This window comes from Pseudomonas segetis (assembly GCF_900188155.1).
Lineage (GTDB): Bacteria > Pseudomonadota > Gammaproteobacteria > Pseudomonadales > Pseudomonadaceae > Aquipseudomonas > Aquipseudomonas segetis.
This window is the reverse complement of record NZ_FZOG01000006.1, coordinates 215,237-239,689: the sequence shown is the minus strand read 5'-3', so window position 1 is coordinate 239,689 and position 24,453 is coordinate 215,237. Positions and strand designations below refer to the sequence as shown.

Sequence of the window (24,453 nt, the reverse complement as noted above, 5' to 3'; positions counted from 1 at the left end):
CTGGAATACTTATAAAACAACAGGAGCTTTACGCATGAAATTTTTCGGCAAAACCCTTCTCGCGTTGTCCTTGGCGGCTGCTGTAGTGGGAGCAGCACAGGCTGAGGATAAAGTTCTTCACGTCTACAACTGGTCCGATTACATCGCTGAAGACACACTGGAAAACTTCCAGAAAGAAACCGGTATCAAGGTGGTGTACGACGTTTTCGACAGCAACGAAACTCTGGAAGCCAAGCTGCTTGCCGGTACTTCGGGCTATGACGTCGTGGTGCCGTCCAACCAGTTTCTGGCCAAGCAGATCAAGGCTGGTGTTTTCCAGAAGCTGGACAAGTCCAAGCTACCAAACTGGAAAAACCTCAATCCTGACCTGATGAAGTCGCTCGAAGCAGCTGATCCGGGTAACCAGTACGCATTTCCGTACCTGTGGGGCACCACGGGCATTGGCTACAACCCGGAAAAAGTCAAAGCGGCCCTGGGCATCGACAAGATCGACTCATGGGACATCATTTTCAAACCAGAGAACATGGACAAGCTGAAGTCTTGCGGCGTTTCCATGCTCGACGCACCTGAGGAAGTCTATGCAGCCGCGTTGCACTACCTTGGCCTGAACCCGATTGCACAAAGTGTCGAGGACGTGAAAAAGGCTGAAGAGCTGCTGCTCAAGGTTCGTCCAGATGTCACCTACTTCCACTCATCCAAGTACATCTCTGACCTGGCTAACGGCAACATCTGCGTGGCCCTGGGTTGGTCCGGCGATGTCTTCCAGGCTGAAGCCCGTGCTGAAGAAGCCAAGAACGGCGTGCCAGTCAGCTATGTCATTCCTAAAGAAGGTGCTGCCGCATTTTTTGACATGATGGCTATCCCGGCTGACGCGAAAAACGCTGACGAGGCCTATACCTTCCTCAACTACATCCTCAAGCCAGAGGTTATTGCGCCTATTTCTGACTATGTGGCCTACCCGAACGGTAATGCTGCGGCGACACCACTGGTGTCGGAAGAAATCCGCAACAACCCAGGCATCTACCCAACCGAGGAAGCGTCGAAGAAGTTGTACACCTTCTCCGAGCTGTCTCCGAAGGTACAACGTGCAATGACCCGTAGCTGGACCAAGGTCAAGTCGGGCCGTTAAGTGTTGTTGATTTAAGACTGTAGTCCTGCATCAGGCGGAACCCTCCGCCTGATGCAGAAGTTGTAACCCGCTGGTGGTATCAGAAATGGATGCAGTTTTCCGAGTCTCAAGGAGTTTCTGAAAAAGGTAACGAGCGACGGGAGTAGAAGCTGTGAAAAAGCGACTTGGGTCGCGCTCGACTTTAGTTATTCTAAGTGAGCATTTGAGCAGCTTTTCAATGCGGTAATACCTGGCGCAGTAGTTTTTCAGAGGTTCCTTCGTGTGCCCGGTCAACTGGTAAAAGAAAGCTTGCATGTATTGTTCAATTCTTCTGTTCGCCGTTAAGCGCGTTCAGTTTGAGGTCTCGCGATTGATGTTCCGGTCGCCAGAGAGCGCGGTAATTACCGTGTTGTTCAGCCTGACAAGCAAAAGACCACTGAACAGAAGCGATCTTATCCGATACAGTGCCGGCCTTTTTTTGGCCGCTCCATAAAATAAGAGGACATACGTGTGCGATTCTCAATAAGCAAAACTCTAACAGCCAGCTTACTAGCACTCGGCGTTGCGGCAGCAGCTCAAGCCGCTGAGTCGACCGTACACATCTACAACTGGAGTGATTATATCGGCGAGAACACCTTGGCCGACTTCCAGAAGGCCACTGGTATCAAGCCGGTGTACGACGTATTCGACTCCAACGAAACCCTTGAAGGAAAGCTGCTGTCAGGCAACACCGGTTATGACATCGTGGTGCCGTCCAACAACTTCCTGGGCAAGCAAATTCGTGCTGGTGCGTTCCAGAAGCTGGATCGCAGCCAACTGACTAACTGGAAGAATCTAGACCCGCGCTTGATGAAGCAGTTAGAGACCAATGATCCGGGCAACATGTATGCCGTGCCTTATCTGTGGGGTACCAACGGCATCGGCTATAACGTCGAGAAGGTCAAGGAAGTGCTGGGCGTCGACCATATTGATTCCTGGGCGGTGCTGTTTGAGCCTGAGAACATGAAGAAGCTCACCACCTGTGGTGTGTCATTCCTGGATTCGGCCGATGAAATGATTCCAGCGGTGCTCAACTACATGGGCCTTGATCCAAACAGCAAGAACCCGGATGACTACAAGAAAGCCGAAGAGAAGCTTTTGGCGGTACGGCCATACGTGACCTATTTCCACTCTTCCAAGTTCATCAGTGACTTGGCCAATGGCAATATCTGCGTGGCGGCCGGCTTCTCCGGAGACGTACTGCAGGCTGCAGATCGTGCAGAAGAAGCAGGCAAGGGCATTGATATCGCTTATGCGATTCCCAAGGAAGGTGGCAACCTGTGGTTCGACATGATGGCAATCCCGGCGGATTCGAAGAATGTCAAACAAGCCCATGCCTTTATCAATTACTTGCTGCAACCTGAAGTCATTGCCGGGGTAAGTGATTACGTGGGTTACGCCAACCCCAACCTCAAGTCCGCCAAGTTCATGGACCAGGAGGTCAGCACCAACCCGTCGGTTTACCCTCCTCAGGAAGTACTGGATCGGTTGTACATCCAGCAGGAAATGCCTCGTAAGATCCAGCGTCTGATGACACGCAGCTGGACGAAGATCAAGTCAGGACAATAATTTTAAGCGGCCCGTCGTCAAGACGGCGGGCGCGATTTTGCGGGAGTTTTGGTAATGGCAGTTGCTTCTAGTACCTATAAACGGGTTCTTGAGGGCGATCAGCAACCGAAAGAGGTGCTGGTTAAAATCGAGCGTGTAACCAAGAAGTTTGATGAAACGGTTGCCGTTGATGACGTCTCTCTTACTATCAATAAAGGCGAGATCTTTGCCTTGCTGGGCGGCTCTGGCTCGGGTAAGTCAACCCTGCTGCGCATGCTTGCAGGTTTTGAACGACCAACCGAGGGGCGCATCTATCTCGACGGTGAAGACATCACCGACATGCCGCCCTACGAGCGCCCGATCAACATGATGTTTCAGTCTTATGCATTGTTCCCGCATATGACAGTGGCTGAAAACATCGCCTTCGGCCTCAAGCAAGACAAAATGCCAAAGGCTGATATCGAAACGCGTGTTGCCGAGATGCTCAAGCTGGTGCATATGACCCAGTATGCCAAGCGCAAGCCGCACCAGTTGTCGGGTGGTCAGCGCCAGCGTGTTGCCCTGGCCCGCTCGCTTGCGAAAAGCCCGAAGTTGCTGCTGCTTGATGAGCCCATGGGCGCACTGGATAAAAAGCTGCGCTCGGAAATGCAACTGGAGCTGGTCGAGATTATCGAGCGCGTAGGCGTGACCTGCGTAATGGTAACCCACGATCAGGAAGAGGCCATGACCATGGCCCAGCGCATCGCGATCATGCACTTGGGTTGGATCGCGCAGATCGGCAGCCCGATTGATATCTATGAAACCCCGACCAGCCGCCTGGTTTGCGAATTCATTGGTAACGTCAACCTGTTCGAAGGCCAGGTGGTTGAAGATCATGAGGCCCATGCCCTGATCGACAGTCCGGACCTTGAGCGCAATATATTTGTCGGCCACGGTGTCAGCACTTCGGTCCAGGACAAGAGCATTACCTATGCGATTCGTCCGGAAAAACTGCTGGTGACCACCGAACAGCCATCGTTCGAATACAACTGGTCACGCGGTACTGTCCACGATATCGCCTACCTTGGTGGCCACTCGGTTTTCCACGTTCAATTACCAAGCGGCAAGATCGTCCAGTCCTTCGTTGCCAACGCCGAGCGTCGCGGCGCACGGCCAACCTGGGACGATCAGGTCTTCGTCTGGTGGGAGGACGATAGCGGGGTGGCATTGCGCTCATGAACATATCCCGAAGCATCAGTCGCCGGATGCCCAAGGGCCGGCATGTCGTAATCGGCATCCCGTTCATTTGGCTATTTCTGTTCTTCCTGCTGCCTTTCATCATCGTGATGAAGATCAGCTTTGCCGAAGCAGATGTCGCGATTCCGCCCTATACCGAGATCTACACCTGGGCTGAAGGCCAGTTGTCGATCATCCTCAACCTGGGTAACTACATCTTCCTGACGGAAGATGAGCTGTACTTGGCAGCCTACCTGGGCTCGCTGAAGATGGCCTTTATCAGTACGCTGATCTGCCTGCTGATTGGCTATCCGATGGCATATGCCATTGCCCGTGCCAATAAGGAAATGCAGACGGTCTACTTGTTGTTGGTGATGATGCCAACCTGGACTGCGATTCTGATTCGGGTTTATGCCTGGATGGGGATTCTCAGCAACAACGGCATTCTCAATGGTTTCCTGATGTCTATCGGTGTAATCAGTGAGCCGCTGCAAATACTCAATACCAACTTTGCGGTGTATATCGGTATTGTCTATTCGTACTTGCCATTTATGATCCTGCCGCTGTTCGCCAACTTGGTTAAACACGACCATAGCCTGCTCGAAGCTGCCTCGGATCTTGGTTCAAGCACCTTCAACAGCTTCTGGAAAATTACCGTGCCATTGTCCAAGAACGGCATCATTGCAGGCTGTATGCTGGTATTTATTCCGGCGGTAGGCGAGTTCGTGATTCCAGAGCTGCTGGGCGGCCCGGAAACCCTGATGATCGGTAAAGTGCTCTGGCAAGAGTTCTTCAACAACCGTGACTGGCCGGTAGCCTCTGCGTTGGCTGTGGTGATGTTGGCGTTGCTGATCGTGCCAATCATTCTGTTCAACCGTAACCAGGCCAAGGAAATGGAGGGCAGGGCATGAATAAGCGCTTTAGTTTCTCCAACATCATGCTGTGGCTCGGCTTCTTGTTCATCTACCTGCCGATGGTCATCCTGGTTATCTACTCGTTCAACAGCTCGCGCCTGGTGACCGTTTGGGGTGGCTGGTCGGTCAAGTGGTATGTCGGCTTGCTCGACAACACGCAGTTGATCAATGCCGTGCTGCGCTCGCTGGAAATCGCCTTCTACACTGCAATCTCTGCGGTGATACTGGGAACCATGGCTGCCTTTGTGCTGACTCGCGTCACACGCTTCAAGGGCCGCACCATGTTCGGTGGCCTGGTCACCGCACCATTGGTCATGCCGGAGGTGATTACTGGTCTGTCGCTATTGCTGCTGTTCGTGGCCATGGCGCAGTTGCTCGGTTGGCCGTCAGAGCGTGGCATTGCCACGATCTGGATTGCCCACACCACCTTCTGTACTGCCTATGTGGCGGTGGTGGTGTCATCGCGGTTGCGTGAGCTGGACCTGTCGATCGAAGAAGCGGCCATGGACCTGGGCGCACGACCATTGAAGGTGTTCTGCTTGATCACCATTCCGATGATTGCGCCATCGCTGGCCGCAGGTGCCATGATGTCCTTCGCGTTGTCGCTGGATGACTTGGTACTGGCCAGCTTCGTTTCCGGGCCGGGTTCAACAACCTTGCCGATGGAAGTGTTCTCGGCCGTGCGTCTTGGGGTCAAGCCTGAGATCAATGCTATTGCCAGTTTGATCCTGTTGTCGGTATCGCTGGTGACCTTCATCGCCTGGGCGCTGACCCGACGTGCTGAAAACGCGCGCAAGAAAGCAATTCAACAAGCCGTTGACGAAGGGGCAAAAGCGACCTGGCAGCAAGCACCAAGCAGTGCTAAAAGCTGATCGTTAATTGCTGGATTTAAGCGGGCCTTCTGGGCCCGTTTTTTATGCCTGTATATAAAGCTTTGTTCTTGAGTGTCGATCAATACATCAGGGGTTGGTCAATATTTGACTGGATTAATACTATTGTACTGCTGACGAAAGTTAATTCAGGTCGCATAGTTGAATAGTCGGTAATGGCTAAACAGTAGCACTTGACTGGAAGCCTTGGTTATACAGGCTGTACAGGTTTTGATGCTGTGAATGTGCCTGTTTTGTTCGCGTCAAATTCTGTTTTGATGAGGTCATTAAAGGATTAACTAAAACGTGTTAATTCAAAAGTAGTGTGCACGCAGTGATGCAGTAACAGGGTGCTGTAACTTTTAATTTAATGCGGGGCCGGTGAGGGGCTTTTCATGTTTAATTCATTGCGTAAAACAGATCGTCTAGAACAAGAACGCGCCACCTTTGCATTGGCTGAGGTCAACGCCAAGTTGGCCGCCATCAGCCGTTCCATGGTGATGATTGAATTTCGCCCTGACGGCATCATTCTCGATGCCAATCAGAATTTCTGCGAGGCCATGGGTTATAGCGCAGAGGAAGTCCGCGGCAAGCACCATCGCATCTTCTGTGAAGAGTCTTATTACCGCAGTGAGGCCTATGCCAAGCTCTGGGCCGACTTGGCACGGGGCGAGGCGATCAGCGATACCTTCATGCGCCTGGACAAATCGGGTCGTGAACTTTGGCTGGAAGCCAGCTACATGCCGGTTAAGAACGCTGACAATCAAGTCGTGAGCGTGATCAAGATTGCCTCCGATGTCACCCAGCAAATCCACCGGGAGCGTGAGGGCAAGAGCATGATAAATGCGCTGAGCCGCTCGATGGCGGTGATCGAGTTCTCCCCGGATGGACACATCCTCAATGCCAACGAAAACTTCCTGAAAACCACCCACTACAGCCTCGACCAGGTCAAGGGCCAGCATCACCGGATTTTCTGTGACCGCAGTGAAAGCGAGTCGCTTGAGTACAAGAACTTCTGGGCCTCGCTGAACCGGGGGGAATTTCACTCCGGACGTTTTCAACGAGTCGACAGTCGTGGTCAGCGAATCTACCTTGAGGCTTCCTACAATCCGCTCTTTGATGCGAACAATCGCCTCTACAAAGTGGTCAAGTTCGCCAGCGATATCACTGAGCAAGTCATTAGCCAGCAAAGTGCTGCTGAGGCTGCCCATGCCACCTCGGTGCAAACCGATACCTGTGCGCAAAAAGGTTCGTCGGTGATACAGCAAACGGTCAAGGTGATTGAGGCGATCTCAAATGACTTGAATGATGCGGCCAAGAGTATCGATGCGGTCAACCAGCAGTCCGAACTGATTGGCAATATTGTGCAGACCATTCGTGGCATTGCCGATCAAACCAACTTGCTTGCCCTCAATGCTGCCATAGAGGCCGCACGGGCGGGTGAGCATGGCCGTGGTTTTGCGGTCGTCGCCGATGAAGTCAGAAGCCTCGCCGCGCGTACCAGCCAGGCGACCCTGGAGATCGTCGAAGTGGTGCGGCAGAACCATGAGCTATCGCTCAGTGCGGTGGAAAGTATGCGGTCGAGCCTTGGCAGGACCGGGCAAGGTGTTGAGCTGGCCAACGAAGCCGGCGAGGCGATTGTCGAAATCCAGCAAGGCTCACGGCATGTGGTCGATGCCATCAGTCACTTCAGTAACTCATTGCGGCTGCAATAGCACGCAACTATGAGCCGCTGCATCCATCGCCAGTACAGCCGCGATGGATGCAGCGCTTGATCAGTGAGCGTCTTCGAGTTCGTCGTGCAGCAGGCCGAGGATCTGGCGTTTCATGTCGATGAACTGATGATCCATAACCATGTCGAGGTCACGGGGGCGCTGGATGGGGACATCCAGGGTTTGCTTGATCCGGCCTGGCCGCGCGCCCATCACATAAACCCGGTCACCAAGCAGGATGGCTTCGTCAATGTCGTGCGTGACAAACACCACGGTCTTCTTGCTGTGCTCCCAGATTCGCAACAGCAGCTTTTGCATTTGCATGCGAGTTTGGCTGTCGAGCGCGCCAAAGGGTTCATCCATCAACAATATTTGCGGATCGTTGGCCAGTGCCCGTGCAATGGCCACGCGCTGCATCATGCCGCCGGATAACTGCTTGGGATAGTTATCCGCAAAGGGCGTCAGGCCAACCTCGTTGAGGTAGAAATCCACCACCTCTTTACGTTCGCTGGCCGGCATGCCTTTGCGTTTGAGACCGAACTCGATGTTCTGGCGTACGGTCAGCCAGGGAAACAGGGTGTAGCTTTGGAAAACCATGCCGCGGTCGGCGCCGGGGCCGTCAACCCGCTGGCCCCCTACATAGATTTCACCGCTGCTTGGCTCGGCCAGCCCTGCAGTGAGGTACAGCAGGCTGGACTTGCCACATCCCGAAGGGCCGACGATTACTGCAAATTGCTGGTCCGGCACTTCCAGTGAAACGGAGTCAAGTGCCGTAAAAACGCCACCTGAAGGTGTGTCGTAACGCAGGCTGACGTTATCCACCCGCAGCCGGGCGGTTGGATTTCCTGGTTCTGTTACTGGTACCTGAATGTCGCGTCGCACCGCAGCTACTGCGCCCATGAAGCCACCTTTAAGCGTAAGAGTCGGAACAATTGATCGGTCATCAAGCCAAGCAGGCCTATGATTGCGATCGCCAGAAAAATTACGTCGACCTGAAAGCCGCGCATGGCTTTCAGGCTCATGTAGCCCAAGCCGCTGGATGCGGCCACCAGTTCTGCAACCACAAGATAAGTCCAGGCCCAGCCCATGGTTACGCGCAAGGTGTCGAGTATGCCCGGCAGCGAGGCTGGCCCCAGCACGTGCATCACCACATCGCGGCGGCTGGAGCCGAGGGTATAGCTGGCATTGATCAGGTCCTTGGATATGCCTTTTGACACATCGGCGATCATCACCAACTGTTGGAAGAACACCCCGAATATGATCACGGTGACGCGCTGTTCCAGGCCGATCCCGATCCACAAGATGAACAAAGGTACAAAAGAGGTCACCGGCAAATACCGGATGAAATTCACCAGCGGTTCAAGCAATGCCTGGACGATGCGAAAGCTGCCCATCAGCAATCCCAATGGGACGGCAACCAATGATGAAACAACAAAACCTATGACCACGACCTCGACGCTGGCCAGTACGTGCTTGCCCAGTGTGCCGTCGGTGCTGAGGCGCATTGCGGCGTCGAGTACAGCGCCGGGCGTAGGTAAGAACATGGTAGGAACCACACCGCCATACGAGAGCGCAGCCCACAAGCCAAAGACCAGGACCCAGCAGGCGATGCTGGCGGTCAGGGTAAGGGTTGCAGGAAGCTCGACCTTGGGCGTCAGGCATCGTTGCAAGGTAGATTTTTGAGTAGCCATTCGGCGTCTCCGGAGCAATAGACAAATGTCAGAAGGCCCGTCTTTGCCTTAACAAAGGCGGGTAAAGAGGCTATGGCTTGACGAAACGGGTATCGACCAGATCGCCATAGCTGACGTTGTACGGTTTGCCTTGCAGTTCGCTCCAGGTTTCATTGGCCAAGGTAATGATGTTGGCAATGTCGCCTTTGGTTTCAGGGGTGCCGAGCAGTTTTTCACTCATGGCCTGGTCATAGAAACGCACCCCTTTGGCGGCTTCCGCGAGCTCCTTGGGGTCGGAAAGATAACCGCCAACGCCTTTGGCCATGATCTTGTAGGCTTCAGCTGGGTGCGTCTTGGTGTACTCAACGGCTTTGTACAGGCCGCTGACCAGGGCCTTGACGTCGTCAGGCTGCTTGTCGATGACATCGCAGCTCAACGCAACCACATCGACAATCACGCCCGGCGTCTGGCTGCTGTCGACCAGAACCTTGCCTTGCTTCTTGGCGCGAACCATCGACAAATGAGGTTCCCAGGTCACTGCAGCAGGGATTCTTCCGGCAATAAATGCGGTGGCGGCGTCGTCAGCGGTCATGTTCTGGATATCCAGATCAGCCATTTTCATACCTTGTTGCTTGAGCAGATACGACAGCCAGAACTGTGAAACCGAGCCATCATTGACTGCAACTGACTTACCTTTGAGGTCGCTTAGGCTCGACACCTCATTGCCGACGAGCACGCCATCGCCGCCGGCGCTTTCATCGAGTGCCGCAACTGCCTTGAAGCAGAAATCCTTGGAGCGATACTTGAGCACTTCATCGATGGTCGAAGCCGAACCAGACAACTGGCCAGAAGCCTGCGCCGCCATGTACATGGCTGCTTCCTCGATGGTGGTCAGCTCAACATCCAGGCCTTGTTCCTTGAAGTAACCAAGGTCACGGGCCAGATAAAGGGTGCCGTAGCCGACCCAGGTGGTGTGCCCAATCGATAAGGTGCCGGCCTGAGCGGTTGTGGCTCCGGCTGCCAAGGCAGCGCAGAGCAAGGTTGGGGTCAGGTAATTGCGCAAGGACTTGTTCATGGAGCACTCCCACAGCCTGTCGGCTTGTTGTTGGTTTATTAGTGGCAGGGCTGGTCAGCGACCAATAAGCGTCCGTTGCGCCAGCTATTGAAGCTGGCACTGGAGTATTTCCTGGCCCTCTTCGGGGCTTTTATTTGTTAAAGCAAACCCAGTTGCTGCGCGGTTCGATCCACTGCGCGGCGGGTTTTCTCGACCAGTTCATCCAGGGTTGCGTGATCGGCAACCAGTGCTGGCGCCATGATCATGCGGCCAAGGGTCGAGCGAATGATGACGCCCTCTTCAAAGCCGAATGTGCGGCATTGCCAAGTGATATCGCTTTCGTTGGCAAAGCGTTTGCGCGTGGCTTTGTCTTCGCAAAACTGCAGCGCTGCGACCAGGCCCGTGCCTTGGATTTCACCGATCAGCGGGTGGTCGGCAAAGACTTCACGCAAGGCGTTTTGCAAATAGGGGCCGGTGTCGTTCTTGACCTGGCTGACAATCTGCTCATCGCGCAGCGCCTTGAGGTTGGCGATGGCCACCGCGGCTGCAACCGGGTGCCCAGAGTAGGTCAGGCCATGGGCGAAAACCCCGCCTTGCTCGACCAGGACTTCAGCCATGCGCTTGCTCAGCACCAAGCCGCCCATCGGGATATAGCCCGAGGTCAGGCCCTTGGCGATGCTCAGGGTGTCTGGCTCAAAACCGAAATGTTGGTGGGCGAACCACTCGCCAGTGCGGCCGAAACCGCCAATCACTTCATCGGCGCACAGCAATACGTCGTACTTGCGACAGATGCGCTGGATTTCAGGCCAGTAGCTCTCAGGCGGGAAGATCATGCCGCCAGCGCCCTGGAAGGGTTCGGCAACGAAGGCCGCGACGTTTTCAGCGCCGAGCTCGAGGATCTTGGTTTCCAGCTCGCGCGCCGCCTTCAGGCCAAACTCCGCCGGGCTCAGGTCGCCGCCTTCGGCATACCAGTAGGGTTCACCAATGTGGGCGAAGTCAGGCAGCATGCCGCCCATTTCATGCATAAAGCCCATGCCGCCCAATGCCGTGCTGGCCAGGGTCGAGCCGTGATAACCATTCCAGCGGCCGATCATGATCTTCTTCTGCGGCTTGCCGAGAATCTGCCAGTAGCGGCGCACGGTGCGGATCAACACCTCATTGGCCTCGGAGCCTGAGTTGGTGTAGATCGCGTGGCTGTAGTGGGCAGGCAGCAGGCTGAACAACAACTCGGAAAGCTCAATCACCGCCGGGTGCGTGGTGTGGAAAAACATATTGTAGTAGGGCAGTTGCTCAAGCTGCTGGGTCGCCGCTGCGGTGAGGTCCTGGCGGCCGTAGCCCAGGTTGGTGCACCACAAGCCAGACATGCCGTCGAGGTAGCGTTTGTCGTCGTTGTCCCACAGGTTCAGGCCCTGGCCTCTGACCATGACGCGCGCGCCTTCTGCGTTCAGCGCCTTCTGGTCGAGGAATGCATGAATGTGATGAGCCGCATCCAGTGCCTGATAATCCTCGGTTGTGCGTTTTGGGGTGAACGGGGCAGTCATTGCAAAACTCCTCTTAGGAAACCTCTGAAAAACTACTGCGCTGTCTTCATCAGTGGTTGCTTAGCGCAGTTGAAACCAGGTTGTTTTTAGCTGGGTAAATTTATCGAATGCATGGAGCGACAGGTCACGGCCAAAACCGGATTGCTTGCCACCACCAAAGGGTACTGTTACATCCAGTGCGTCCACGGTATTGACTGAAACCGTGCCTGCCTTGAGCTGCCTGGCAACCCGGTGAGCGCGGTTGAGATCATCGCTCCAGACCGATGCGGCGAGGCCGTAGATGCTGTCGTTGGCGAGCTTGATGGCTTGCTCTTCGGTGTCGAAGGCGATTACCGCCAGAACCGGGCCAAACACCTCTTCGCGGGCAATCTGCATGTCACTGCTGACGTTGCACAAAATAGTCGGTTCGATAAAGTTGGCCGAGCCGTTGAACTCTAGTTGCTTGGCGCCACAGACGACGTGCGCGCCTTGCTCACGGGCTTGCGCAATGTAATCGAGGATGCGCTGGGTCTGGCGTGAGTCGACGATGGCGCCGGCAGTGCTTGCCGGGTTCAGCGGATCGCCCGGTAACCAGGCACGGGCCTTGTCGATAAGCAGTTCAACAAACTGATCATGAATCGAGCGTTCGACCAGTAACCGCGAGTTGGCCGAGCAGACCTCGCCCTGATTGAAGAAGATGCCAAAGGCTGCCTTTTCCGCTGCCAGTTCCAGGTCCTGGCAATCAGCAAACACCAGGTTTGCGCTCTTGCCGCCGCACTCCAGCCACACTTGCTTGAGATTGGATTGCGCAGCGTATTGCATGAAATACTTGCCCACCTCGGTCGAGCCGGTGAACACCAGGCTGTCGACATCCGGGTGCAGGCCCAAGGCTTTGCCTGCGGTTTCACCCAGCCCCGGCACCACGTTGAGTACGCCAGCGGGAAGCCCCGCTTCAAGCGCCAGTTCAGCCAGGCGCAGGGCCGAGAAGGGCGATTGTTCCGCTGGCTTGAGCACCACGCTGTTACCGGACGCCAGGGCTGGCGCAAGTTTCCACGCGGCCATGTCCAACGGGAAGTTCCAGGGCACCACGGCGCCGATGACGCCAAGAGGTTCGCGGGTGATAGTGGCCAGCGTGTTGGCGGCGGTGGGCGCGACCTGGTCGTAGAGTTTGTCGATACTTTCGGCGTACCAGGCAAATACATTGGCAGCGCCCGGCACATCGATATTCCAGGCATCCATCACTGGCTTGCCCATATTCAGGGAGTCGAGCAGCGCCAGCTCTTCGCGATTTTCCAGCATCAGTGCCGCAAGCTTTTGCAGCACGGCCTTGCGCTCCACTGGCGCCATGCGTGCCCAGGGGCCATTGTCGAAGGCTTCACGCGCGGCGCGAACGGCCAGGTCAATTTCGGCTTCAGCGCAGGCACTGACCTCGGCCAGCACTTGTTGGGTCGCAGGGTTGATGGCGCTGAAGGTCGCGCCAGATGCCGGGGTAACCGGTTGGCCTGCAATCAGCGCGGTGGTGATAAAGCGTTGCTGCTGTGCACGTTGTTGCCAGTCACTGAGTTCAAACACCGGATTACCCCTCGCTCACTGCCCAAACCGAATAGGCCATATTTATTACCGTGGGACGATGTTGGCTGATGCGCGCGCCAAGGAAAATTATTAAATATGTCTTCGGGGTATATGAAAAAGCTGGTTAAGCCAGCACCAATAAGGAGCGCCATGCATGGCGATTGTGCAGTAAGGTTGACGGACGGCGGTTCTAGTCTTGCGGATGTTCACCCGGCTAGCATACAGGTGGCTTGAACGGCCAATATAATCAATAAAAGCAGTGAGTTATTTGAGTTCCAGCCAGGTGGGGCGTGTAAATTGCTTGCACAGGCCACTTGAGTAATCAAACACTGCAATGCCCCATCCTGGTTCGCCGGGGTGGTCAGACGAGGTTTATCGTGGCGGCTTATACCCTGCGTCAATTGAAGTATTTTGTAACCACCGTCGAGTGCGGCAGCGTGGCCGAGGCATCGCGCAAGCTGTACATCGCGCAACCCTCGATATCAACGGCGATCAAGGGCTTGGAAGAAAGCTTTGGCGTGCAGTTGTTTATTCGTCATCACGCCCAGGGCGTATCGTTGACCCCGAGCGGCGCGCGCTTTTACCGCAAGGCGCAAGAGCTGCTGCGCATGTCCCACGAATTCGAGCAGAATGCGCTGGCGGACAACGACGTGGTCTGCGGACAGATTGATATCGGTTGTTTTGAAACCGTTGCACCCTTGTATTTACCAGGATTGATTGCCGGCTTTCGCACGCTGTATCCCGGCGTGGACATCCGCATCTTTGACGGTGAGCAACAGGATTTGGTCCAAGGCCTGACCGGTGGCCGTTTTGACTTGGCGATCCTGTATGAGCACGACCTTGATGGCACCATTGAGGTCGAGCCGCTGATGCCGCCGCAACCGCCTTACGCATTGCTTCCTGAAAACCACAGGTTTGCCCAGCAGGCACAGGTTTCACTGCGTGACTTGGTGCTAGAACCGATGATTCTGCTCGATGTGCAGCCCAGCCGTACCTACTTCGTCAGCCTGTTCGAGGAGCTTGGCCTGAGCCCGAATATTGGCTTTAGCTCGCCTTCGATCGAAATGGTGCGTGGCATGGTTGGCCAGGGGTTTGGCTTCTCGATATTGGTCACCCGGCCGCGTTCGGAATGCACCTACGACGGCCAGAAAGTGGTGATGGTGGACATCAGTGAAAAGGTTACCGGCTCAGGTCTGGTCGCCGCCTGGCTCAAGCGGGCGCAACTGACCAAGCCGGCGCAGTTGTTTGTTGATTACTGCAAAGAGCATCTGGCGCCACCGACGGTCACAAGTGGCGGATAAAACAGCGTTATCCGGCTTACGCTGTTTTTAACCACTGCGCCAGGCGACTGAGCATGGCATCGCACTGTTCAAGCTGTGCAATGCTGATGAACTCGTCTGGTTTGTGCGCTTGCTCGATACTGCCTGGCCCGCAGACAACTGTGGCAATTCCGGCTTTATCGAATAAGCCACCTTCGGTACCGAAGGCTACCGTGCTGAAGTCATCGCATTGGCTGAGCAGGGCAATCAATTGTGCGGCCGGGCTTTGGGCGTCCGTTGCCAGGCCCGGATAGGCGGAAAGCTGGCTGAACTCGATGGACGTCTGTGTATCGACCGCATGCATTCTCGGCAGTAATTCATCCTTGGCGAACTGCTGCACTTGGTCGGCGACATCTTGCGGGTCGTCCGATGGCAGGGCGCGGACCTCGAAATCAAACTGGCACTCGGCAGGGACGATGTTCAAGGCCCGCCCGCCACTGATCATACCGGTCTGCACTGTGGAGAATGGTGGGTCGAAACGGGGATCGTGCAACTGCGGCGCACGCAAGTTCTGGCCGATTTCACCGAGTTTGCCAATCAGCTTTGCTGCATATTCGATGGCGTTGACGCCTTGCGGAGCATAAGCCGAATGACAAGCCGCGCCCTGGATATTGCAGCGCATGGCCAACTTGCCTTTATGGCCTAGCACCGGCTTCATCAATGTGGGTTCACCGATGATGCAAACGCTGGGTTTATGCGGTCGTTGTTGCAAATCAGCCAGCAGGGAACGCACGCCCAGGCAGCCTACTTCTTCGTCGTAGGAAAACGCAAAATGCACGGGTTGCTTCAGCGGTGCGGCCAGAAACTGCGGCACTGCGGCCAGCACGCAGGCAATAAAGCCTTTCATGTCGGCTGTGCCGCGACCAAACAAGTGGCCGTCGCGCTCGGTCATTGAGAAGGGCGACAAGGTCCAGGCCTGCCCCTCGACCGGCACCACGTCGGTGTGCCCTGAAAGCACAACGCCGCCAGGGATGTCCGGACCTATAGTTGCGAACAGATTAGCCTTGCTGCCTTCGGCATTGAAGAACAGCTGGCATGGGATGTCGAAGCCCTTGAGGTAGGTGCTGATAAAGTCGATCAGCGCCAGGTTTGACTCACGGCTAACGGTATTGAACTCAATCAACCTGGCCAGTAATTGACGGCTGTTTTGCATGGTCAGTCTCTCCCGGAGCTGGCGCTACTCGTCGCCGGGTACGCCGTAGGTCGGGGCTTTGGTCGGGTCGAGCGCGCGGGTCACGTAGTCCTGCATCTGTGGGCGGTAGGCCTGCCAAAGCTTATCCAAGTCGGCAATAGGGTCTTGTTCTGACCAGTCTACTCGCAGATCAACAATTGGCCAGAGCAGGTCGCTTACCACCGACAGTGCGGCCGAATGCACGGGCCCGGCTTCGCCACCGGCACTCATTGCAGCGTTCATGGCGCTCAACAGACGATCAGCAAGGGCTTCGCCCGCGCTATCCTCGAAGGCGCGAACCATGGCCTCGATTACCGCCTGGTCACTCAAAAGATTACCTGCCGCCACGCAACTTTCTCCCGCCAGGGCATGGTTGACTCCAAGCGCCTTGCTGCCGGTGAAATGTGCAGTTTGCCCGTCCATGTCGATCACTGTGACTTGCCGGTACTGGCTGTAGCCGTGGCGTGAAAGTGCCTTGTCCAGTGCGCTGGCGGCGGATTCGCCTCCTTCGAGCAAGTCGAGGATTTCAGGGCCAAGTGCAGGCAAGGTGATATTTTGGGTTGAAACCGCGCCAACTGAGCTTCTCAGCCAGGGGCAACGTGCGCCAACCGCGATGCTGGATGAGCTGATGGCAATGCCCAACTGGCCGGTTTCTGGGCAACGGCCGACAATTGAAAAGGTCATGCTTGCTCCTCGGGAATTACCGCAATCACGTCAATTTCCATCAGCCACTGCGGCTGGCCAAGTGCCGAAACCACCAGGCCGGTTGAAATCGGGAATACGCCCTTGAGCCATTTACCGACTTCCTGATACACCGGCTCACGAAAGCGTGGGTCGGTCAGGTAAGTGGTGGTCTTGACGATGTGGCTCATGTCACTGCCAGCTTCTTCGAGCAGTTGCTTGACGTTCTTCATTGCCTGCTCCGCCTGTGCACGCGGATCGCCCAGGCCCACCAGGTTACCGTCAAAATCGGTGCCGACCTGGCCGCGTACATAGACGGTATTGCCCGCGCGCACGGCTTGGCAGAGGTCGTTATCCAATGACTGGTTGGGGTAGGTGTCCTTGGTGTTGAACATGCGGATGCGAGTGTGTGTTGGCATCAGCTGACTCCCATGATACGAAAGGGTTGCGCCTGTGAGTCGCCTTCGGCCTGGCGCTGCGTGGCGTCGCGGTAGTCGCGGTATTTATGCTGCGTGACGATGTGATCGGCGATGTGTTTGGCGTCGTGCCACACGCCCCAGATAAAGGTCGAGCCACGACGTGACAACCAAGGCAGGCCAAGGAAGTAGATGCCCGGTTCGCTGGAGACGCCGCGTTGATGCCGTGGCTTGCCCTGGGCATCGAAGGCGTCAACCTTTAGCCAACTGAAATCAACCGCATAACCGGTCGCCCAGATAATTGAGGTAATGCCTGCTGCTGCCAGGTCAAGCTCAAGAATTGGGTGGGTGACGCATGCCGGATCCGGGTGCTTCTTGCGCGCCTCGGGCTCTTCCGGCAGGTCGAGCTGATTGCGTTCGATATAGGCGTCTGCAGCATCAAGCAGGGCCAGGTAGTTTTCATCGCCGCGCGCCAGGTTCTCGGCAAGGTCTGGTTGAAAGGTTACAACGCCGTTATTGAAGGCCTTGGTCAGGCCAACCAGGGTCATGCCTTGGTTGGCAAGGTTGCGAAAATCAATGGTCTGGCCGCCGCGTGCGCCGCTCACGGCAATGGTTACGTGCTCTTTGCCGGGCTGCGCCGCTTCTGCATCCCACTGGCCAAGCACGCCGAGCCACCAGCAAAAATCACGATTGCGATAGCTGCGTGGCGGCCGGTCATGGGCGCCAACCGAGAGGTAGACCTGTTTGCCGGAACGCATCAATTCCTCGGCGATTTGCACCCCGGACGAGCCCGCGCCAACCACCAGCACCGCACCCTCGGGCAACTGTTGCGGATTGCGATAGGCCGCCGAGTGCAACTGGTGGATATTGCTATCGTTTGGCGCAATCGGCGGGATTACCGGACGCTGGAAAGGGCCTGTTGCGGCAACCACGCGATTGGCCTCGATCATGCCTTCAGAGGTTTCAATGGTGAAACCGGGGCGGCCGTTATTGCGCACCACTTGCTTGACTTCCACGCCTGTGCGGATCGGTGCGTTGAAGGTCCTGGCGTACTCGACGAAGTAATCCGCCACTTGCTCTTTCGGTGCAAAGGCATCTGGGTCGAGATCAAATTCAAGGTTTGGAAAGCGGTCATGCCAGGCTGGGCCGTTAGCCACCAGTGAATCCCAGCGCCCGGTTCGCCAGGCTTCGGCGATACGGTTGCGCTCCAAGACAAGGTGCTCCACCCCAAGTTTGCTCAGGTGTTCGCTCATGGCCACACCTGCCTGGCCTGCGCCGACGACAAGCGTATCGATTTGAAGATGTTCAACTGTCATATCTGAGCCCATGTGGAAGGCGGGACAAATTCAGGTCAAGACGCGGCCTTTACTGACGGCGCCGAACTGTCTACAGCTGCATTCTGTCCACCGGGGCTGATTAGCGAAATTATGTTTTTTGTCGTTGTTGCTTATCTAAAAGCTGCTTTGCCTCGTAGTTACAGGCCTCCAGACCACTGCTTGCGGGGGGAAAGGCCCATGTTGGGCATCGCGCGTCGTCAGGCAAGAGGGTCGATAACGCTGCCAATAGCGCAGGTGGAAAATAGTTCGTGGCCTGCGCCAAGGCCTGGCTCATCGTCATTGATGCACAAACTCACCAAAATCTCCGCAACGGGCCTGCAATTGTGTGGGTTGGGCGACCCATGCAAGTGATGCGGGTGGGCGCTACACTGGCGCCGGCCCCGACTAGCCTTCTTGAATCAAGGTCATTGAGCGTGAAGATTATAACCATTGGTGGTGGTGAGATTTCTGAGTTGGAAACGCTGGATTTGGACGCGTTTATTTGCAGTCAAACTGGAAAATCCACTCCAAAAGCATTGTTTATTCCCACTGCAAGTGGCGATGCAGATGGCTATTGCGCGACTTTCCAGCATGTCTATGGCGAGCGGCTGGGTTGCGAAGTTGATTTTCTGCTGGCATCGCGCACCGACTTTTCCCATCAGCAAGCCATGCACAAAATTCTAAATGCCGATCTGGTTTATGTCGGCGGTGGCAACACCGAAAAGATGCTAGCCGTATGGCGGGATTTTCGGATCGCAGCAGCTTTACGTCAGGCCGGGGAGAGTGGCACGGTTCTCGCGGGATTGAGCGCAGGTGCTATCTGTTGGTATGAAGCCGGGCTAAGCGACTCGGATCGATTCACTGCAGGCTCGGACTGGAAGCTTAAACGTCTCGGCGCCCTGGGTTTTCTGCCTGGTGTATTTTGTCCACATCTGGATAAAGAACAGCGCCATGCTCCTTTGTTGGAGTTGGTGCGCACCTCAGGTGAAAGGGCGGTTGCGTGCGACAATGGTGCGGCAATCTATTGGCATGATGGCGTCGCTCAAGTCCTTAGCAGTCTCCCGAACGCCTTTGCCTACCTCTACACGCCGGTGTCCGGCGAGGTTAGCGTCGAGCGGTTTAGCGCTGGGCAGAAATTACCCTTGTAGGTCATTCTAAGCAGATGGTCGCCAGGAAAAAACGATGCGCAAAATACCTCCGTTGAACTCCGTGCGTGCATTCGAGGCCGTGGCGCGTCACCAGAGTTTTTCTGCTGCGGCTGACGAGCTGTCTGTGACGGTTGCGGCGGTGAGTCATCAAGTTCGTCAGCTAGAAGATGGCCTGGGGCAAAAGTTGTTGGAAAGGGGGCGCTCGGTCAGCCTCACTCCAGCAGGCAAGACAATCTATCCGCTGCTGCGCGACGGTTTCGACCAGATCGCCCAGGCCTTTGCCTTGCTCGCCGCGCCAAAGGCGAAAGACAGCATCGAGGTGTCAACCACCCGGGCATTTGCCGAGCGCTGGCTCATGCCGCGCCTGCCCAGGTTCAACGCGGCTTATCCCAACCTTGTGGTGTCTATCCATGCATCGGAAAAGATCGTGGACCTGCGTAGCGAGGCTGTAGACCTGGCGATTCGCTATGGCCCGTTCGATGGGAACCTGCGGGGGCCGGTGCTGTTCGCGGACAGATACATTGCCGTGGCGCATACAAGCATCTGTCCAACCGATCGACAGGCACGGATAAGCGATTTCTACAGTCGGCCACTGCTGGCGTTCAAATGGAAAAACCAGGCGCTTGCCGCGCCATCCTGGTCTGCTTGGCTGGCTCAGGTTGAACATGACAGCGCTCGCGAGTTACGCACCTCCTGGTACAGCGAGGAAACCCTGGCGCTACGCGCTATGGAACAGGGGCTGGGCCCGTTGCTCTGCAGCAACCTACTGGTTGACGAGGAATTGCGCACTGGGCAGATACGTCCTGTGGAAGGCCCAAGCCTGCCTGGCTTTTCTTACCATCTGGTCGAGGGGCCAGGGCAGGCCTCGAACAGCAACCTGGCACTGTTCAAGGATTGGCTGCTGAGCGAGGCTGCTCAATTCAGTGCCGGCTAGGAGCCAGGCAGCGGCACAGTCATTCATGCTGGCGACAGTTGAGGTTTTTTCTCGAGCATCTGCATGACCAGGCGCGGCACAGCGTCGAAAGCATCGGCGATGGAGGCTTGATGCCGATCATCACCAAACTCCTGGTAGTCGATGGAAATCCCGTGAGTTTGATTCACACCCAAATAGTGCGCACAGGTCCGGATATGAGTGTCCAGGTGGTTCATGGATTCGCGTATCCCTCCGGGGCCAAAGCCGAACTCGCCACGGGAAGACAAAATCACCAGTTTCTTGCCGGTCATGATAGGTTCCAGCGGGTAATCACCGCGGCCCAAATCAAAGCTGAACGTCTTGCCGATGCGGATCACGTTGTCGAACCAGGACTTGAGCTGGGCAGGCATGCCGTAGTTGTACATCGGCGTGCCGATAACGATGACATCGGCGCGGTTTAGCTCATCGATCAACTCGTCCGAGACACTTAGCGCCTCGCGCTTTTCAGTCGTCATATGCGCTTCGGGGGTAAATACCGCTGCTATCCAGTCTTCGGTGATGAATGGCGGTGGATTGCGGCCAATGTCACGAACAATAACCTGTGCATTGTCATCATGTGCAACCCAGGCATCGACAAAGGCCTGCGAGAGTTTACGGCTTAGCGAACGTTCAGAGCGAACACTGGCATCAATATGCAAAAGAGTTGTCATGGCTGAGATCCTGTTTAATCTGAGCTTGAATAAGCTCAAGGCATGAACAAGTGGGCCATAACTTCATGAGGTCTGACTATTGAGTTTTGTTTGCGCAGGGTTAAGTAAAACTCAAGTGCGGTGAAGCGCTCAGTTAGTTATTGTTCTAAATAATGATTCAACTATTTGCCGATTATTAAAGGCCAGTGGTTGGCTATTTAATTCGGCGGGTGATTTCTTGCCAGATATAAGCGTAATTATAACTGAGCCAGCGAATCAGGATTTTATCAAACTGCCTGCGTAGCCAATGGCGTTCTCTTGCGGCCAGCCGCTGATCAATCATCGCGTTGAGCGAGTCGGGCTCAAAGCCTGTCCACACCGGCGGTACTGGCGCGGCAAGGTTGGAGAAACACAGGGGGGCCACCTCGGAATAAAGGATTTCATGCAGCACCTTGGGATCAACATCTTTTACCTGTTCGGCGAGGTAGTCGTAATCAACAGGAAGGTCATTGAACGCCTCGCTAAGCACGGCTCTTATTCGGGCTCTTTCGTGCGGGCTCAAAACGTATTCCACTATCAAGGTGTCCTGGCCAGGTTGCCCTGACCGCTGCGCGTTTCAATGGCGGCGGTCAGTGCGCTTGCGGGTGATTACTGTTGCGTGACGTAGCTCAGTAGCTCAACCACTTGCTCGGGTGTCTGTGCCCAGGCCATGGCGGCGGCGTCGACTTCTTTCAGCGGGTGGATAATGTCGTCCGCGTGCAGGGTGATATAGGGCTTGCCCAGTGCGGCGCAAAAGCCTGCGTCAAAGGCGGCATTCCACTGTTTGTATTTGTCGCCGAAACGAATGATTGCCACGTCGCATTGTTCAAGCAGGGTCTTGGTGCGAATCGCATTGACCTTGGATGACTTGTGGTCGCGCCAGAAGCTTTCGGTTTCAGCGCCGAGTACATCACCGGCGGCATCACTGCTTTCGTGATCGGTATTGGCCGAGGTGAACTTGATGTCGAGCTGGGCTTTGGCGGCGCCATTGATAATGCGCTCACGCCAGTCGGTATGAATTTCGCCGGATAAGTAGACTGTCCAAGTCATCAGAACCTCAATGCTTTGTTAAAGACAACCACTATACCAACCATGGCGCGCCTGTGACGACGCGCCGCCTGGTTCAGCGGGCAGGCATGAGGGTCAGGGTGCTGCTGGTGTGTGCGGCAACATCACTGTCGCTCAGGTGCATGGGCAGGTAAACGCCTTGTATATAGCGCTGGGCCTGGTCGCTGTAGTGCTTGTCGAACGGCGTGCCGCTCTGGCCGACCGGGTTGATTCCCAGCGCTGTGCTGGCATCGGCCATGTCTATCAGGCGCCGCGTGGATGGGCCGTAAACCACCGACCAGGGTGCCGGGCCTACGCGGTGCGACAGGTTGTTTGGTGTTTCATGGCCTCCCGGCGCTGCGAATGGGCCGACGTTGAACAGGCGATCCAGCGGTTTTTTCTGGCCCAGCGGGTGGTTGTGGGTGAGGGTATGTGCCGTGCCCCATTGCCAGCTTTTCGGGTCGGCGCCAAGGGTTTGCTTGAGGTGGGCAATACTCGCCTGCCAAGCCGCCTTGACCGTTTGGGCACGGTCTTCGATGGCGTCGGTGCTGCGGTTATCCCACCATGGCGAGTCGGCATCAGCTGTCAGGCGTGGCAGTGCGACATCAAGCACCCGCGTGGCGAGCAGATTCTCGAAAAACGGCCCTTGCAACTCATCGCCCATGGCGTGCCTGGCCAATTCATATACAAGCTGGTTGAACAGGGTTGGAGCAGTTGCGTCGAGTGTATGGTCGCCATTCCAGCTAACCAACTGTTCAACCAGGGCTTGCTCTTGCTCATTAGTGGCGGCCTTGCGCAAGTCATCGATGATGGGGGCCAGCAAGCGTGGTGCGTAACCGGTGCCCGGATCAAGCTGTAGTGCCTGGCTGTTGCTCAAGTCCCACTTGACCGAGTTGTCAGCCAGGCGTTGATTCAGGCGCTGGCCGCGGTCTGGCAAGTTGTAGTAGCCGGGGATTTCTATACCTGTTGGCGAAACCGTCTGGAAGTTGGCCGAGACGATGTAACCGCGCTGTGGGTTTTCTTCCTGCGGGTTATCGCTGAATGGGTAATAGCCGAGCTTGTCCGCTTCCTCCGTGGAGCCGTCGAGAATAAAGCTCGGGTTGACCCCAGCAGGGCGGCGCGGCAGCTTGGCCGCCGCCCACCAGCCGATATCACCCTTGGCGTTGGCCCAGATCACGTTGAGGCCGGGCGACTCGATTTTTTCCGACGCTGTGCGTGCTTTTTCAAGAGTGTCGGCACGGTTGAGCTGGTAAAAACCTTCGAGGATCGGGTTATCGGTTTCTAGGAACGCCCACCACATGGCGATAGGCGTCTTGCCAGCGGACTCGCCCAAGGCATCGTTGATGATAGGGCCATGGGGCGAGCGGCGCAGAGTCAGGGTGACCGGCTCGGCATCCTTGACAGTGATGGTTTCGGTACGGCTTTGCAGGTCTGTCCATTGGCCGTGATACCACACCTGGTTGGGGTTGTCGGGATTCACTTTCTCGGCAATCAGATCCAGGTCATCGTTCTGGAACATGGTGATGCTCCAGGCGAAGTCCTTGTTGTGGCCCAGGGATGCAACCGGGTTGAGCGCCTGGTGATGGCCATATAAGTCAAAGCCGGGGTAGCTGAGTTGCGCTTCGTACCAGACGGCGGGTACCGAGAAACGAATATGCGGATCGCCCGCCAGTAATGGCTTGCCGCTGGCCGTGCGGCTACCCGATACGGCCCAGGCATTGCTGCCCTCGAACTGTGGCAAGCCCGCTTCGGCGAGCGCATCGTTGCTCAGGCGGGCGATGCTGTTGAGGTCTTGCCAGTCGTTGCTGGCCAGCGGTTGCTGTATCACGCCTTGTGGATGCCAGGCCAGGTCAAACACCTTGAGGTAGTCCGGGCCGAGCTGGTCGCGCACGTAGCTCAACACCGGTTCTGTGCGAAACGCGGCAGCAAAGCTGTAAGCCATGTAGCCGGCAACGCTGATGGTATCGGCGACGGTAAAGGGGCGCTTGTTAATGCCCAGTAGATCAAACTCAACAGGAGCCGGATTGTTGTCCTGATACTGGTTTATACCGTCGAGATAGGCCTGCAGCGCTTTGTATGATGCACTGCTTTTATCCATCTTCTGCACGTACTTGTCGGCATGCTGACGAATTTCCAGGGTGCGGAACAAGCGATCGGTATCAACCAGCTTGCTGCCCAATACCTCTGCCAATTCCCCCCGTGCCAGGCGGCGCATCAGTTCCATTTGGAACAGCCGATCCTGGGCATGTACATAGCCAAGGGCGCGGTACATGTCCGCTTCGTTTTCAGCCTTGATATGCGGCACGCCGCGCTCGTCGTAGCGCACGCTGACAGGTGCTTGCAGCTGTTGCAGGGCGATTTCTCCCTCGCGCTTGGGTTGCTTGCTGGTGCAATACCAACCGCCGCCAGCCGCCGCTAGAGCAACGATGACGGCCAGTGCAGTGAGGGAGCGTTTCATTCGATCATCCTTATTGTTGTCTTGCGGTTCTAGCC

General features: G+C 56.0%; 20 protein-coding genes and 3 pseudogenes. 10 read left to right on the top strand and 13 right to left on the bottom strand.

Annotated elements, in window-relative coordinates:
* The first annotated feature begins 34 nt into the window (after positions 1 to 34).
* The 7 genes and pseudogenes from CHB79_RS18480 to CHB79_RS22450 form a co-directional block, all read left to right on the top strand.
* On the top strand, positions 35 to 1,129 hold the full coding sequence (locus CHB79_RS18480; RefSeq protein WP_010485546.1) for a polyamine ABC transporter substrate-binding protein: 1,095 nt from the start codon (positions 35 to 37) through the stop codon (positions 1,127 to 1,129).
* 489 nt (positions 1,130 to 1,618) lie between these two features.
* Entirely contained in the window at positions 1,619 to 2,716 is a 1,098-nt protein-coding gene (locus CHB79_RS18465; protein ID WP_245851564.1) for a polyamine ABC transporter substrate-binding protein, read from the top strand.
* Between the two features lie 54 nt (positions 2,717 to 2,770).
* Positions 2,771 to 3,913 carry a polyamine ABC transporter ATP-binding protein gene (potA, locus tag CHB79_RS18460; protein ID WP_010485552.1) on the top strand — a complete coding sequence of 381 codons (1,143 nt, stop codon included), beginning with the start codon at positions 2,771 to 2,773 and terminating at the stop codon, positions 3,911 to 3,913.
* A 26-nt stretch (positions 3,914 to 3,939) separates the two neighbouring features.
* Entirely contained in the window at positions 3,940 to 4,821 is an 882-nt protein-coding gene (locus CHB79_RS18455) for an ABC transporter permease subunit (protein WP_176443225.1), read from the top strand.
* The gene (locus CHB79_RS18450; protein ID WP_089360963.1) at positions 4,818 to 5,696 is read left to right on the top strand and encodes an ABC transporter permease subunit; all 879 of its coding nucleotides are present in this window, start codon (positions 4,818 to 4,820) and stop codon (positions 5,694 to 5,696) included. Before CHB79_RS18455 ends, CHB79_RS18450 begins: the two co-directional genes overlap by 4 nt.
* Positions 5,697 to 6,088: 392 nt before the next feature.
* Positions 6,089 to 6,868: pseudogene (locus CHB79_RS22455) on the top strand (PAS domain-containing protein); the annotation flags it as partial.
* Between the two features lie 186 nt (positions 6,869 to 7,054).
* Positions 7,055 to 7,408, top strand: a pseudogene (locus CHB79_RS22450) (methyl-accepting chemotaxis protein); the annotation flags it as partial.
* A gap of 60 nt (positions 7,409 to 7,468) precedes the next feature.
* On the opposite strand, the gene CHB79_RS18440 reads toward CHB79_RS22450, so the two are convergent.
* The 5 genes from CHB79_RS18440 to CHB79_RS18420 all read right to left on the bottom strand — a co-directional run bounded on the left by CHB79_RS18440 (position 7,469) and on the right by CHB79_RS18420 (position 13,221).
* Entirely contained in the window at positions 7,469 to 8,305 is an 837-nt protein-coding gene (locus CHB79_RS18440; RefSeq protein ID WP_089360961.1) for an ABC transporter ATP-binding protein, read from the bottom strand.
* Complete coding sequence (locus CHB79_RS18435) at positions 8,293 to 9,096, bottom strand: ABC transporter permease (RefSeq protein WP_089360960.1); 804 nt, start codon at positions 9,094 to 9,096, stop codon at positions 8,293 to 8,295. Before CHB79_RS18435 ends, CHB79_RS18440 begins: the two co-directional genes overlap by 13 nt.
* 70 nt (positions 9,097 to 9,166) lie before the next feature.
* Complete coding sequence (locus CHB79_RS18430; protein ID WP_089360959.1) at positions 9,167 to 10,150, bottom strand: ABC transporter substrate-binding protein; 984 nt, start codon at positions 10,148 to 10,150, stop codon at positions 9,167 to 9,169.
* A 137-nt stretch (positions 10,151 to 10,287) separates the two neighbouring features.
* Positions 10,288 to 11,670, bottom strand: a complete 1,383-nt coding sequence (locus CHB79_RS18425) for an aspartate aminotransferase family protein (RefSeq protein WP_089360958.1) — start codon at positions 11,668 to 11,670, stop codon at positions 10,288 to 10,290.
* 60 nt (positions 11,671 to 11,730) lie between these two features.
* On the bottom strand, positions 11,731 to 13,221 hold the full coding sequence (locus tag CHB79_RS18420; RefSeq protein WP_089360957.1) for an aldehyde dehydrogenase: 1,491 nt from the start codon (positions 13,219 to 13,221) through the stop codon (positions 11,731 to 11,733).
* Positions 13,222 to 13,598: 377 nt separating this feature from the next.
* Here CHB79_RS18420 and CHB79_RS18415 point away from each other — a divergent pair, with 377 nt between their 5' ends.
* Positions 13,599 to 14,522 carry a LysR family transcriptional regulator gene (locus CHB79_RS18415; RefSeq protein ID WP_089360956.1) on the top strand — a complete coding sequence of 308 codons (924 nt, stop codon included), beginning with the start codon at positions 13,599 to 13,601 and terminating at the stop codon, positions 14,520 to 14,522.
* A 16-nt stretch (positions 14,523 to 14,538) separates the two neighbouring features.
* On the opposite strand, the gene argE is transcribed toward CHB79_RS18415, so the two are convergent.
* From argE to CHB79_RS18395, 4 genes and pseudogenes are all read right to left on the bottom strand, one after another.
* A complete protein-coding gene (gene argE / locus CHB79_RS18410; protein WP_089360955.1) occupies positions 14,539 to 15,693 on the bottom strand; it encodes an acetylornithine deacetylase in 1,155 nt (384 codons plus the stop codon).
* Between the two features lie 24 nt (positions 15,694 to 15,717).
* Positions 15,718 to 16,395, bottom strand: a complete 678-nt coding sequence (locus CHB79_RS18405) for a DUF1028 domain-containing protein (RefSeq protein ID WP_089360954.1) — start codon at positions 16,393 to 16,395, stop codon at positions 15,718 to 15,720.
* Complete coding sequence (locus CHB79_RS18400; RefSeq protein ID WP_010485571.1) at positions 16,392 to 16,811, bottom strand: RidA family protein; 420 nt, start codon at positions 16,809 to 16,811, stop codon at positions 16,392 to 16,394. The genes CHB79_RS18405 and CHB79_RS18400 overlap by 4 nt, the downstream gene beginning before the upstream one ends.
* A pseudogene (locus CHB79_RS18395) lies at positions 16,811 to 18,158 on the bottom strand (flavin-containing monooxygenase). Before CHB79_RS18395 ends, CHB79_RS18400 begins: the two are co-directional and overlap by 1 nt.
* 400 nt (positions 18,159 to 18,558) lie before the next feature.
* Between CHB79_RS18395 and CHB79_RS18390 the strand changes: the two are divergent.
* Entirely contained in the window at positions 18,559 to 19,272 is a 714-nt protein-coding gene (locus CHB79_RS18390; protein ID WP_176443222.1) for a Type 1 glutamine amidotransferase-like domain-containing protein, read from the top strand.
* 34 nt (positions 19,273 to 19,306) lie between these two features.
* A complete protein-coding gene (locus CHB79_RS18385; RefSeq protein ID WP_089360952.1) occupies positions 19,307 to 20,206 on the top strand; it encodes a LysR substrate-binding domain-containing protein in 900 nt (299 codons plus the stop codon).
* A gap of 23 nt (positions 20,207 to 20,229) precedes the next feature.
* Here the strand turns inward: CHB79_RS18385 and CHB79_RS18380 are convergent, their stop codons facing one another.
* From CHB79_RS18380 to CHB79_RS18365, 4 genes are all read right to left on the bottom strand, one after another.
* Positions 20,230 to 20,895, bottom strand: coding sequence for an FMN-dependent NADH-azoreductase (locus CHB79_RS18380; protein WP_089360951.1), 666 nt, complete (start codon positions 20,893 to 20,895; stop codon positions 20,230 to 20,232).
* 193 nt (positions 20,896 to 21,088) lie between these two features.
* Complete coding sequence (locus CHB79_RS18375; protein ID WP_029529423.1) at positions 21,089 to 21,448, bottom strand: DUF7079 family protein; 360 nt, start codon at positions 21,446 to 21,448, stop codon at positions 21,089 to 21,091.
* A gap of 74 nt (positions 21,449 to 21,522) precedes the next feature.
* Positions 21,523 to 21,963 carry a YtoQ family protein gene (locus tag CHB79_RS18370; RefSeq protein WP_089360950.1) on the bottom strand — a complete coding sequence of 147 codons (441 nt, stop codon included), beginning with the start codon at positions 21,961 to 21,963 and terminating at the stop codon, positions 21,523 to 21,525.
* A 73-nt stretch (positions 21,964 to 22,036) separates the two neighbouring features.
* Positions 22,037 to 24,418 (bottom strand): penicillin acylase family protein, encoded by a 2,382-nt coding sequence (locus CHB79_RS18365; RefSeq protein ID WP_089360949.1) that lies wholly within the window; start codon positions 24,416 to 24,418, stop codon positions 22,037 to 22,039.
* Positions 24,419 to 24,453 lie beyond the last annotated feature (35 nt).